This window comes from Actinokineospora baliensis, from assembly GCF_016907695.1.
GTDB lineage: Bacteria > Actinomycetota > Actinomycetes > Mycobacteriales > Pseudonocardiaceae > Actinokineospora > Actinokineospora baliensis.
In genome coordinates this window covers 4,990,595-5,003,591 of sequence record NZ_JAFBCK010000001.1, presented here as the reverse complement: position 1 = coordinate 5,003,591, position 12,997 = coordinate 4,990,595, and the positions used below count along the sequence as shown (strand labels likewise).

The 12,997-nt window shown below is 70.8% G+C and carries 9 protein-coding genes; 3 read left to right on the top strand and 6 right to left on the bottom strand.

Going from position 1 to position 12,997, the window contains the following annotated elements; genetic code table 11:
* Window positions 1-4: 4 nt before the first annotated feature.
* From vanX to JOD54_RS22865, 4 genes are all read right to left on the bottom strand, one after another.
* The gene (vanX, locus tag JOD54_RS22880) at window positions 5-613 is read right to left on the bottom strand and encodes a D-Ala-D-Ala dipeptidase VanX (RefSeq protein ID WP_204452986.1); all 609 of its coding nucleotides are present in this window, start codon (window positions 611-613) and stop codon (window positions 5-7) included.
* On the bottom strand, window positions 610-1,629 hold the full coding sequence (gene vanA, locus JOD54_RS22875; protein ID WP_204452983.1) for a D-alanine--(R)-lactate ligase: 1,020 nt from the start codon (window positions 1,627-1,629) through the stop codon (window positions 610-612). The genes vanX and vanA overlap by 4 nt, the downstream gene beginning before the upstream one ends.
* Window positions 1,622-2,641, bottom strand: a complete 1,020-nt coding sequence (locus JOD54_RS22870; protein WP_204452981.1) for an NAD(P)-dependent oxidoreductase — start codon at window positions 2,639-2,641, stop codon at window positions 1,622-1,624. The genes vanA and JOD54_RS22870 overlap by 8 nt, the downstream gene beginning before the upstream one ends.
* An 80-nt stretch (window positions 2,642-2,721) precedes the next feature.
* Window positions 2,722-5,529: an ATP-binding protein gene (locus JOD54_RS22865; protein WP_239573479.1), complete on the bottom strand. Its 2,808-nt coding sequence runs from the start codon at window positions 5,527-5,529 to the stop codon at window positions 2,722-2,724.
* Window positions 5,530-5,742: 213 nt separating this feature from the next.
* Here JOD54_RS22865 and JOD54_RS22860 point away from each other — a divergent pair, with 213 nt between their 5' ends.
* The 3 genes from JOD54_RS22860 to ligA all read left to right on the top strand — a co-directional run bounded on the left by JOD54_RS22860 (window position 5,743) and on the right by ligA (window position 11,651).
* A complete protein-coding gene (locus JOD54_RS22860) occupies window positions 5,743-7,296 on the top strand; it encodes a S8 family serine peptidase (protein ID WP_204452979.1) in 1,554 nt (517 codons plus the stop codon).
* A 56-nt stretch (window positions 7,297-7,352) separates the two neighbouring features.
* Window positions 7,353-8,828 (top strand): trypsin-like serine protease, encoded by a 1,476-nt coding sequence (locus tag JOD54_RS22855; protein ID WP_204452977.1) that lies wholly within the window; start codon window positions 7,353-7,355, stop codon window positions 8,826-8,828.
* 828 nt (window positions 8,829-9,656) lie between these two features.
* Window positions 9,657-11,651 (top strand): NAD-dependent DNA ligase LigA, encoded by a 1,995-nt coding sequence (gene ligA / locus JOD54_RS22850; RefSeq protein WP_204452975.1) that lies wholly within the window; start codon window positions 9,657-9,659, stop codon window positions 11,649-11,651.
* 3 nt (window positions 11,652-11,654) lie between these two features.
* On the opposite strand, the gene JOD54_RS22845 is transcribed toward ligA, so the two are convergent.
* Both JOD54_RS22845 and JOD54_RS22840 read right to left on the bottom strand, forming a co-directional pair.
* Window positions 11,655-12,272, bottom strand: coding sequence for a LysE family translocator (locus JOD54_RS22845; protein ID WP_204452973.1), 618 nt, complete (start codon window positions 12,270-12,272; stop codon window positions 11,655-11,657).
* A 37-nt stretch (window positions 12,273-12,309) separates the two neighbouring features.
* On the bottom strand, window positions 12,310-12,879 hold the full coding sequence (locus JOD54_RS22840; RefSeq protein WP_204452971.1) for a DUF4386 family protein: 570 nt from the start codon (window positions 12,877-12,879) through the stop codon (window positions 12,310-12,312).
* Window positions 12,880-12,997: the final 118 nt, after the last annotated feature.

Below are 12,997 nucleotides of genomic sequence, written 5' to 3'. Positions count from 1 at the left end.
CGGCTCATGCGATGGCGAAGTCGAAGTAGGTGTCCGGGTGGGGTTCGTCCGACAGGGTGTAGTGCCACCACTCCCGCTCATAGGCGCGGAAGCCGCCTGCTGCCATGATGTGGTGCAGGTATTCGCGGTTCATGGCCGCGTCCGGGGTGGTGTCGGCGGCTCCGTGGTGGGAGATCGGGTCCATCAGGTCGTGGCCGCCGCCCATGTCGGCGAGGTCGCCGGTGCCGAGGTGGTACAGGGTGAGGTCGACCGTGCTTCCCCTGCTGTGGCCCGATTTCACCGCGACGTAGCCCTCCTCGAACATCGCGGCGCGGTCGATGTTGGGGTAGTGGCGCGGCTTTGTGCGGCCGTCCTCGGGTTGTTCCGACCAGCGCACGAAGCGGTCGACCGCGCGCTGCGGCCGGTAGCCGTCCCACAGGAGCAGGCCGTAGCCGAGGACCGCGGCTTCCTCCTGCGCGGTCAGCAGGGCCGCGCACAGCGCCTCGGTGCCGACGACCCGGTTGACCAGGTAGCCGTCGACGGGTCGACCGGTGAAGTTGTCCCAGGTGGCGTACTTGGCGTCCCAGCGGATCCCGGTCACGACCTCGTCGACGAAGACGAAGTCACCCTTCACCTGGCCCGCCCCAACTCGATGACCCGGTCGAGCACCTCGGCGAGGGAGATCCCGGCCGCGGCCATCATCCGCGGGTAGCGGCTGTAGGAGGTCAGGCCGGGGAAGGTGTTGACCTCGTTGAGGACCACTGTCGCGTCGTCCTTGAGGAACATGTCCACTCGCGACAGACCGCGACAGCCGAGCGCCCGGTAGACGGTCTTCGCTGTTGCTTGGACGAGGGCGCGTGACGCGGGCGGGATGTCGGCCGGGACCGTCACCGTCGAGTTGTCGGATCCGCTCTCGGGGTTGTCCTCCTGGTGGATCCGGAACAGACCGTGCGACAACGTGATCTGGTCGACCTCGCCCGCGACCAGGTCGTGGCCGTCGCCCAGGATCGCGCAGCCGACCTCGCTGCCGACGACGGCCTCTTCGATCAGCACCTTCGAGTCGTATTGCCGCGCCACCTTCACCGCGTCCAGGAGCTCGTCCTTGCCCGCGACTTTGCTGACACCGAAAGACGACCCGGATCGGGCGGGCTTCACGAAGACCGGGTAGGTGAGCCGGTCTGGATCAATGTCCTGACCGGGCAACACGACCTGGAATCCGGGAGTCGCGACCCCGGCACCGCGCACGACGGCGTAGGCCAGGGACTTGTCCATGCACAGGGCCGAACTCTGCACGTCACAGCCCGCGTACGGGATGCTGGACAGCTCCAACAATCCCTGCACAGCACCGTCTTCGCCGAGCTTGCCGTGCAGCACCGGCAGGACGACGTCGAGCTTGAGCACCTCGTACCGCCAGTCCCGCAACACGAGCAGCCCCCGCACCCCGCGATCCGGCGACAGCGCCACCGGCTGACCGCCCTCGTCGTCCGGCCCGTCGCACAGCAACCAGGCGCCAGCCTCGGTGATCTTGACCCACACCGGCTCGTACCTGTCCGGATCGAGGTTCTTCGCGACCTCGCGCGCCGACTTGATCGAGATGGGGTGTTCCTCGGAGGCGCCCCCGAAGAGAATCCCGACGGTGATCCTATCCATTTCGCTCCCCAACCTCGAAGTTCACGCAGTTCATCAAGCTGTTGCCGACCACGTCCCGCAGCGCGTGGTCGGTGTAGTAAGCGGTGTGCGGGCTGATGACCACGTTCGGCAGCCGCTGCAGCCGCACCAGCGCGTCGTTGCCCACCGGCCCGCCCCGGCGGTCGGCGTAGAAGATCCCCTCTTCCCCTTCGACGACGTCCAACGCGGCGCCACCCAGCACACCGCTCTCCAGGGCCAGGAGCAGCGCCTCAGTGTCCACAAGGGAGCCACGGCCGGTGTTGATCAGGTACGCGCCCGGCTTCATCCGGGCGATCCGGTCCCCGCTCAGGAGGTGGTGGGTGTCCGCGCCGAGCGGCAGGTGCAGCGTGACGATGTCGCTCAACCGCAGCAGTTCATCGAGTTCAACCTGCTCGACCGCCCGAGCCCGACTCCGATCCCAGGCGACGACCCGGCCGCCGAACCCCCGCAACCGCGCGACAACAGCGCCACCGATCTGCCCGACCCCCAGTACCCCGACGGTCAGATCGCGCAACTCCTTGCCCCGCAGTGGGTTCAACCGGTAGTCGTGCAGGTCGACCCGCCTGATGGTCGCCTTCGCGTGCCGCACCGCCATCAGCATCAACATGACGGTGTAGTCCGCCACACTGTCCGGCGAATACGCCGCGTTGCCCACGACAATGCCCAACCGCTCAGCACACCCCACGTCGATGTGGTCGTACCCCACACTCCGCGTGGAGAGGTAGCGCACGCCCGCTTCACCCAGCGCCCGGAGCACGCCCTCCCCGACGCGGGCCTTGTGCCCCACACTGACACACCGCCGCCCGGCCGCCAGCCGCGCATTCCCCTCCGACACCGCCGCTTCCGTAACGGCCAACACCGCCCCATACCGAGGCGCCAACTCCCGAAAAACAACACCCTCGTCCGGCTCGCACCCGAAGACCGCGATCCCCACCTTGGGAACCACAGGCCGAATGCGCTCCCCCGCTGTCAACGCGGGCTCGCGGAACACCATGCCCCGCAGTCAAACCAACCCGGTGTTGCCGTCCCGTACGCGGATTTCAATACGCGAACAACAACCTACCCAGCGGTAGTTCAGAGGTGAACGTCGTTGCGGGAGGGGGCGTTGAGTTTGCGGCGGACCTTGACCACGTATTCCTCCACCGTGCGGCGGGAGAGGAAGAGGGCTTGGGCTATTTCCCGGTTGGTGTGGCCGCCCGCGAGGAGGCGGGCTACGTCTTGTTCTCGGGGGGACAGTTCGGTTCCGTAGCCTCGGCGCCCCCGGCGGGAGGGGGTGGTGATGCCTTGGGCGCGGATGCGGTGGCGGCAGCGGGCGGCGTCGACGGTGGCGCCTAGGTCGTCGTAGGTGGTGGCTAGGGACTCGAGGACCGCGGGGTCGTCCCCTGCGGCCTGTTCGGTCAGTTGGGTTACGCGGTAGGGCAGGTCGAGGGCGCGGTAGAGGTCGATGGCCTCGCGGTAGGAGGGGGCGTCGTCGGTGGCGGCGGCGAGGGTTGTGCGGCTTGCGGTCAGGGCGGCGAAGGCCAGCGGTGCGTCCACGCCTTCCAGGCCTGCGGCCGTTTCGGCGATCAGTGAGCGAGCCGCGTCGACGCGGCCGGAGGCGAGGTAGCAGTCGACGGCCTGGGGCAGGATGTCGCCGGACCACACCCAGGCGCCCTTGCGGCGCAGTACCTCGATGCCGTCTTCGACGTGGTCGAGCGCGGACGCCGTCTCACCACGGCTCAGCAGCATGCCCGCCATCCCGCCCGCCGCGGAGATCCCCACCGGGTACGACCCGGACGCTGCCTGGAACGCCGCCTCGGCCCTCGTCCAGTCACCGCGCGCAGCCGCCAGCCAACCGCGCGTGAGGTTCAGGTCGTGGGTGAGCAGCAGGTTCGCGTAGGCCCCCACCAGCCGGTCGATCCGCTGTTCGAGCCCTGACCACCGCCCGCTGAGCCAGTCGAGCCGCACCGCGGTGGCCTCGGCGGTGGCGATGACGTAGGACGACGCCGCGCGCTCGGCGAGGGCGATGCCGGTACGCAGGTACTTGCGCGCTCGCGAGTAGTGCCCGATCCACGAGCACGCGTCCGCCACGTTGCAGTACGCGCGCGCCAGGTGGTGGACCTCCTCCGGGTCGCGCACGTCCACCGGGGACGGCAGTTGGTCGATGCGCTCCCAGGTGCTCGGGTCGCCCACAATCAGCCGACCGCCGAGGGTCGTGGCCAGCAGTGCGGTGCGCTGGGCCAGGGTCGGCAGGGTCTCGGCGATCCCTTCCGCCCGGCCGAGCGAAGCCCGGTCCTCCGCGATCGAAGCGGTACCCAGGTAGGGTCCGGCCATGGCGGCCAATCCGCGCACAGTGCGTTCCGGCTGGTCGCCGAGCAGGTCGATGGCGTGCGCGATCTCTTCGGCGCCCCGGTCGAGCTCGCCGCTCTCGCGCTGGAGCAACAACCCGAACCACAGGTGCACCTCCCCGCGAACGTCCGGGGTCAGCCTGGGGTCGGCCAACAGCCCCTCGACCCGCGCGGTCACCGCCCCGCCCGGCAGGCCCGCAAGGGCGTAGCCGCACAGCTTCGCGGCCAGCCGGTTCGCGTCCCCGGCACCGATCCCGGGTTCCGTCAGCACCTCCGACAGCAGGTCTACGGCCGTAGCCGAGTCCTTGGCCTCCTCCGCGGCCTCGGCGGCCAACTCGGCGTAGCGCAGCCACAGGTCGGTCGCGTCCGCCGCCCTGGCGTGCCCGGCCAACCGGACCAGCGGCCGTTGATCCACAGTGGACAACACGGCGACGGCCCGCTCGTGCAGCTCCCGCCGCCGGGGACCCGGCAGCGCGGCGCACACCGCCCGCCCGGCGATGCGGTGCCGGAAACCGTACCTGTTCGGCTCCACCTCGACCAGTACCGCCGCCGCGACCAGGGCGGTCAGGTGCTCGACCTCGGCCTTGCCCGCCACAGCCCCCAGCACCTCCACCGTCTCCGGCACGCCGAGCACCGAAGCGGCCTCGGCGAGGGCCCGGGCGCCGTCGGACAGGGTCTCCACCCGTTCCCTGATCGCGTCCGCCACCAGCACCGGTGGCTCGAGCCCGTCGAGCACCCGCCGCGCGTCGTCCGCCCCCGCGCGCACGTCCCGCGCCGGGTCGGGCAGCGCCCGCACCGTCTCCTCCACCACGAACGGGATCCCGGCCGTCTCCCGCACCACGGCCTCGGCGAACGCCTCCGACGTCACCCTTCCCCCGACCAGGGCGTCCACCATGGACCGGACCTGGGCGACCTCGAAGGGGCTCAACACCAAGCTGACCCCGGTGACCCCGTGCGGTACGCGGAAAGCACGCCCCAGTGGCGCACCCACCGCAAGGTCTTCGCGACGGTAAGTGACCAAAACGGACAGTCCAGGTGGCGGGTTGCCCAGCACGAACCGCAGCACCTGGCGGGTTTCCTCGTCCGCCCAGTGCAGGTCCTCCAACACCAGCACCACCGGTCCCAGGCAGCACAGCAGGTCGCGCACGGCGCGGAAGATCCGGTGCCGCTCGGCTTCGGGATCGCCGAGCGGGCGCGGCGCGGGCGGTAGGCGGTCGGCGAGTTCGGGAAGGTGGTCGCGCAGGGCGCCGGTCACCGGCCCCGGGTCGCGCAGCAGGTCACCGCACTGGCTCAGGCAGTCCAGCAGCACCCCGAACGGGAACGGCTCCGGCAGCTGCTGGCACGAGGCCCGCACCACGCGGGCTCCCCCGGCGCGGGCGACGGCGGCGAACTCGACCACCAGCCGCGTCTTGCCCACCCCGGCCTGACCCTCCACGAACACCGCCGACGGCGCGTGCCGCACGGCCCCGAGCAGGGCGGCCAGCTCCGCGTCCCGGCCGACCATCGGCAGCGAGCCGGACCGCACGACCAGCGGGTTCGCGCACACAGCAGCCATGCCCACTCCCGCCTGATGATCAACTTCCGGCCCCGGACGCCCAGGATAGGTCGGCCGGGGGCGGCACCGGAACCCCGCGACCGGCCACCGCGCACGATCCCGTACCCATACGGGTTCCCACCACGCTTGTTCCCCCCACCCGGAAACCGAAGGGTGATCGGCGAGCGGCCAGACGCCCAACACCCTGCGGGCGGCCGCACGTTGGAGGAATCAATGCACGAGCGCAGAACGCGTTGGACATCAAGTCTGTTCGCCGCCGCTGTCGCCGCGGTGGCGGTCACCGCGGCCACCGCGGGCGTCGCCGTGGCGCAGCAGGCGGAAGCGGCCGTCGTCCCGGCGTCGAAGCCTTACCCCGGGCAGTACATCGTCGTGCTCAAGTCCGGTGCACAGGCCGCCGCGGCGGGCCAGGCGACGGCGCTGACCCAGCGGTACGGCGGTGCGGTCACCGACACGTACTCGGTGACGCTCAACGGCTTCTCGGCGCGCGGCCTCTCCGAGCAGCAGGCGCGGCGCCTGGCGGCCGACCCGTCGGTCAAGACCGTGTACCAGGACGGCACCACCACGGCCACGGCCGACCAGCCGAACCCGCCGTCGTGGGGTCTGGACCAGATCGACCAGCGGACCACCACCCTGGACAAGAAGTACACCTACCCCAACGAGGGCGCGGGCGTCACCGCCTACGTCATCGACTCCGGGGTCAACGCCCAGCACACCGAGTTCGAGGGCCGGGCCAGCTACGGCTACGACTTCCTCGACAACGACACCGACGCCGCGGACTGCTACTTCCACGGCACGCACGTGTCGGGCACGATCGCGGGCAAGACCGTCGGTGTGGCGAAGAAGGCCAAGATCGTCGCCGTCCGCTCGTTGGACTGCAAGGGTTCCGGCCCGGACTCGGCCACCGTCAGCGCCATGGAGTGGGTGGCCAAGAACGCGGTGAAGCCCGCGGTGGTCAACCTGAGCCTGGGCATGGACACCGTGGGCGTCGGCGACGAGCAGGCCAAGGCCATGGTGGCCAAGGGCATCGTGGTCGCGGTCTCGGCGGGCAACGCGGGCACCGACGCCTGCGGGGTCAGCCCGGCGCGCGTCCCCGAGGTGATCACCGTCGGCTGGTTCAACAAGGACAAGACCCGCGGCGGCAACTACGGCAAGTGCATCGACCTGTTCGCCCCCGGCGGCAACATCTACTCCAGCGACCACACCGGGCAGTACCGCAACTCCAGCGGCACCTCCATGGCCTCCCCGCACGTCGCGGGCGCCGCGGCGCTGTACCTGTCGGCCAACCCCAGCGCCACCCCGGCCCAGGTCAGCGACGCCCTGGTCCGCAGCGCCACCCCGGACCTGATCAGCAACGCGGGCACCGGTTCGCCCAACAAGCTGCTCTACGTGGGTGACATCGGCGGCGGCACCCCGCCGTCGCAGTGCGGGGTCAAGTCCAACGACGAGGACGTGGCCATCCCGGACGCCGGCACCGCCGTCGGCACCTCGGTGACCCAGAGCGGCTGCCCCGGCAAGGCCTCGGCCACCCTGCAGGTGAAGGTCGACATCGACCACACCTACACCGGTGACCTCGCCATCGACCTGGTCGGCCCGAGCGGCACCGCCTACCCGCTGAAGAAGTCCGGCGACGTGGGCGAGTCCGGTGTGCACAAGAGCTTCACCGTCAACGCCGCCAGCGAGGACGCCAACGGCACCTGGAAGCTCTCGGTGCGCGACGTCTACAAGTTCGACACCGGCACCCTCACCGGCTGGTCCATCACCTTCTAGTCCCGGATGACCAGTCCGATGTGGACTGTCCAGAACCCTGTCACGCAAGGAGAACGATGAAGAAGCGACAACTCGCCGCAGCGGTGACCCTGGCCTTGGCCGCGGTGACGGTGGCGATCACCACCAGCGCGGGCGCCGCCCAGCAGGAGAAGATCAGCATCGCCGCGAACCCGACCGCGGACCTGCGCGGGCCGGACGCGAGCGCCCAGATCGTCAACGGCACCAAGACCACCGTGGCCGAGCACCCGTTCATCATCGCGGGCATGCGCGTGGGCGGCGGCGGCCCGCAGGGCCAGTCCTGCACCGCGTCCGTGGTCGGCAAGCGCAAGATCATCACGGCCGCGCACTGCATGATCGACGCCGTCGGTGACAAGAGCTACATCTACGGTGACGACGACCTGAACACCCCCGGCGACGAGACCTTCCGCACCAAGCTGGCCTCGTTCAAGACCCACCCGAACTACACCGGCAACGGCGGGTGGCGCACCGGTTACGACGTCGCGGTGGTCACCACCGAGGACGACCTGCCGGTGCCGGAGTCCCAGTGGGCCAAGGTCGCCGGCTCGGGCGACGTCGCGCTGAGCGCCCCCGGCAAGTCGGCGCTGTCGCTCGGCTACGGCAAGACCTCCTCCAGCGGCGGCTCCGGTGAGCTGCGCAAGACCACGCTGCCGGTGGTCGACCCGGGTAGCTGCAACGTGTTCGACATCAAGGTCAACGGCGACCTGATGGTGTGCTCGGGCTACAACGACGGCCGCACCGCCAACTGCTCCGGCGACAGCGGCGGCCCGCTCATCGTCGACGGCGTGATCATCGGCGTGTCCTCGTGGGGCTCGAGCAAGTGCGACCGCTACAGCATCTTCGGCCGCCTCACCAACGCCATGGGCGACTGGGCCAAGAGCGAGATCGGCGGCACCACCCCGCCCGGCAACGGCACCTTCTCGGTGGCCCTGTCCCCGACGACCGGCAAGGTCGACGCGGGCAAGTACGTCTCCACCAGCGTCACCACCAAGGCCGGTGACCAGGGCGCGGAGAAGCTGGAGCTGACCGCTTCCGGCATGCCCGCCGGCGCGACGGCGACCTTCCAGCCCACCTCGGTCAACTCCGGGGACGTGGCCAAGCTGACCCTGCAGACCGCGGCCAGCACCCCGTCGGGCACCTACAAGGTCACCGTCACCGCCAAGGGCACCTCGGGCTCCAAGTCCGCCGAGTACACCCTCACCGTCGGCGACGGCGGCCAGCCGCCCACCGGCAGCCTGAAGGTGACCGTCTCCCCCAACGCCGCCACCGTCGGCCCCGGCGGCTACGCCAACGCCACGGTCTCCGTCACCGGCGCCACGGGCGCGGTCAAGCTCACCGGCACCGGTGGCCTGTCCGGCCCGATGTTCTCCCCGCCCACCATCACCAACCCCAACGGCACCTCCCGGATGACGGTGGCGGGCCCCTACACCCGCGGCACCCACAAGGTGACCATCACCGCGACGGACAGCACCGGCAAGACCGGCACTGCCGAGTACACCCTGACGGTCCGGTAACACCGGATCGGCGGCCCACGAGGATGGGGCCGCTGCCCACCGCAAGACCCGTGGGGCCCGTGTCCGCCTTCGCCGGACACGGGCCCCACGGCCATGTCCCTCCCCGGAGTGCCGACCAGCTGGCCAACGGCGTTCCCGGCGTGCTGGCGCTTGGGTAGCCGCCAATGCGCCCGGCTCGTGCGCGGATCTAGCCCGCCGCCGACGAGGCCCGTCCACGACACCGAGGACAGCCAGCGCTCTCGCACCTTCGCCGAGGCCACCCTCCGGGCATGCTGACGACTGCTGTCCACCGCCAATCGCGGACTCGCCATGTCCCACAACTCCGAGGGGCAACCGGGCGACCCCGCCGAGCTCCCCGGACGCCATCGCCGAGGCCGCCTCCCGGGCACCTGGCCAGGCGCCCGGCACCGCCGCTCGCCGCCGCCCCAGCCAGCCGCGTCACACACAGCAACATCCCGCCGCAGGTGTCGACATGCCCGCCACGGCCATCACCCGCAGATGCCCGGCACCGCTCGCAGGGCGCGCCGCGTCCACACCTCGGAGCGCGGCCGGGCTCTCACACGCCCTCGCCGGTCACGGGCTCCACGGCCGAGGCCTGTCCACAACCTCCCCCGCCATCCACAGCCCTTCCAACTCCCCCTTGACAAGCCGCTCCCCCGGATATTCTCAAACGTGGGACCCCGAACCCCGGGTGGGCGGGCCCCCTGAGGGCGAGTTGATCATGGTCGGTGGAGAGGTGCGGGGTGGGCGGCCGCGTCGGCGGGGGCACCTGGCCGGGTGGTGCGCGTCGCGGTCGATGTGTCAGTGGTGACCGGTAGCGTCCGTGTTGTGAACGTGGAGGAACGGATCCGAGAGCTCGCCGATCAGGTCGTCGTGTTGCGGGACGCCTACTACCGGGGGTCGCCCCTGGTGGCCGACGCCGAGTACGACGCCGTCGAGGACGAGCTGCGGGAGCTCATCGCGGCCAACCCGGACTTGGCACCGGATCCGAACCCGTTGGAGCAGGTGGGCGCTCCGACCGTCCTGCACGCGCCGGTGCGGCATTCGCGGCCGATGTTGTCGTTGGAGAAGGCGACGACGGCCGAGCAGGTGGCGGCGTTCTTCGCGAGGTTCCCCGGCCAGTCGGTCGTCGTGATGCCGAAGCTGGACGGGTTGTCGTTGGCGCTGGTGTACGAGGACGGGCGCCTGGCCCGGGCGGTCACGCGGGGTGACGGGACGACCGGGGACGATGTGACACCGTTGGTGCGGGCGTTGGCGGACGGGGTGCCAGAGCGGATCGGGGCACCGGGGCGGGTTGAGGTTCGCGGTGAGGCCGTGATGCTGCGCTCGACGTTCACCGCGTACAACGCCGCTCACCAGGACAAGCCGCTGATCAACCCGCGCAACGCCGCGGCCGGGACGTTGCGGGCCAAGGACCCGGCGACGGTCGCGGGGCGTGAGCTGTTCTTCTTCGCCTTCGACCTCGACACCTCCGCGCCCGACAGCGCCGCCGCCGACCTGGAGCAGGGGCTGAGCACGCTCGGGTTCAGCGTGGCCGACATGCGGCACTGCCAGGACGCCGAGGCCGCGAGCGGGGTGATCGCCGCCATCGAGCAGGGTCGCGACCAGCTCGACTACGACCTCGACGGCGCTGTGCTGCGGCTGGCCGACCGGGTCGCCTACGCGGCCGCCGGGACCAGGTCGAGTTCCCCGCGCGGGGCGCTGGCGTACAAGTTCGCGGCCGAGGAGCGCACCACGGTGCTGTCGGACGTGGTGTGGGATGTGGGCAAGACCGGCAAGATCGCCCCGGTCGCGCACCTGGAGCCGGTGTTCGTCGGCGGCGGCACGGTCACCCGCGCGACCCTGGCGAACCAGGAGGTGATCCGGGCCCGCGGCATCAAGATCGGCGACACGGTGCTGGTGCGCCGCGCGGGGGACGTGATCCCGTTCGTGGCGGGGGTGCTCGACGAGTCCGCGCGCACCGGCGCCGAGCGCGACATCGTGCCGCCGGTGACGTGCCCGTCGTGCGGTCAGGCGGTGGTGGAGCAGGGCAACAGCCGCGAGCTGTTCTGCGTCAACCTGGCCTGCCCCGCGCAGACGGTGCGCAGGCTGGTGCACTGGGCGTCGCGGGCGGCGGCCGACATCGAGGCCATCGGTCCGGTGTGGATCGAGCGGCTGGCCGAGGCGGGGCTGCTGGAGAGCCCGTCGGACTTCTACACCCTGACCAGGGACCAACTGCTGGAGTTCGACCGGGTCGGCGAGGTGTCGGCCACCCGCATGATCGACTCCATCGCCACCAGCCGCGCGGTCGGGCTGCGCCGGGCGCTGATCGGCCTGGCGATCCCGATGGCCTCCGAGGGCACCGCCACCCGCCTGTGCCGCGCCGGGTTCACCTCGCTGGAGGAAGTGGCAGACGCGGACGAAGAGCGCCTGGTCGCCGTGGAGGACATCGGCCCCAAGGTCGCCGCGTCCTTGAACGAACACCTGGGTCGCCTGCGCTCCGAGATCGACCGCCTCCGCGAGCACGGCGTCTCCCTGGACGTCCGCGACGAGGACCTGCCCCCGCAGGTCGCCTCCGACGCGCCGCTGGCGGGCAAGACCGTGGTCGTCACCGGGACCATCAACGACCCCCGCACCGGCGAGAAGGTCCCCCGCCCCACCTTCCAGCGCCTCTGCGAGAAGGCGGGCGCCACCACGGCGTCGTCGGTGTCGGCCAACACCGACATGCTCATCACCGGCGCGGAGGTGGGCGCCGCGAAGCTGACCAAGGCCGAGAAGCACGGCGTCGAGGTCGTCGACCAGGCCGAGATCTGGCAGCAGCTCATCGCGGCCAACATCGTGTGACCGCTACGTCGACGCGGTGGCCAGGCGGATGCCGAGTCCAATGAGGACAACGCCCATCACCTGGTCCATCCGTCGGCGGACGGTGGGCCGGGAAAGGGCTTCGCGGACAGTGCCGACCACGAGGACGACCAGCGAGTACCACGTGGCGCTGATGGACATCTGCGCGGCGGCGAGGACTGCGGTGTGGGTGAGGGTGTCCTCGCCGGGGATGAGGAACTGCGGGAACAGGGCGAGGTAGAGGACGCCCGCTTTCGGGTTGGTCAGGTTGGTCACCAGGCCGGTGCGGTACGAGGCGAGCAGGCCTGGCGGTCCGGTGTCGACGGGGACCGGGAGGTCGGGGGTGCGCCGGGAGCGGCGGAGGGCCTGGACGCCGACCCAGCACAGGTAGGCGGCGCCGACGATCTTGAGGGTGACGAAGGCGACTTCGGAGGCGTGGATCAGCGCGGTGAGGCCGAAAACGGAGGCAGCGGCCCAGAAGACCAGGCCGGTGGTGTTGCCCGCCACAGCGGCGAACCCCGCCGGACGGCCCCAGCGCAGCGACTGGTTGATCATGACAGCCAGCGCGGGGCCGGGGCTCACCGCCACCACGACGCAGGTCAGGACGAACGCCCAGGGGATCACGGCCCGATCGTGTCAGCCGGTCCCGGTGCGCCACAAGCTATCTGGCCGGAATCGGATCAATCGCGATTGCCCCGACCGGCTCCACCCGGCGGAAACCCTTCACCAGCAACAAGATCGGCAGCACCAGCTCGAACACACCGCCGGGGACGTAGAACGCCATGCCGATCCCGGAGTCCAATTCGGACAGACCGACCGCTTCGCTCACCACCCCCGCCAGCAGCGACGCGTAGCCGACGACCCCCGTCAGCGCCAGCCACCGCGGGACGAGCCGGGAGCGCACGAGCAGGACAGACAGCGCGAGACCGCCGAGGCCCGACAGCGTGTAGACGACGAGGTCGTAGTTCGCCACCGCCCCGACGAAGGTCGCGAAGGCCAGCAGGGCCAAGCACTCAACCGAGCGCAGAAGGGCGTAGGCGGTGGCGAGGCCCTGGCCGTGCGGCTTGAGCACGGGGAACAGGGCGAGGCCGATGCCCGCGACCGCCAGCCCCGTGTAGGCCACCAGCGCGTCGCCGAGGGCCGTGCCCATCGAGGCGCTCCCGACCGCGAAAGCGGCCGTTGACGTCAGGAACAGCAGGCCCACCAGCACCGCGGTCGTGCGCAGGGACATCGGATCCCCCCTCTCTTACGACGTAAACTTACGCCGTAAGTACAACACTTACGGCGTAAGGATGTCAATCTCTCTGGCTACGGCCTCAGTGCGCCTGGGCACGCCTCTGTTCGGTGTT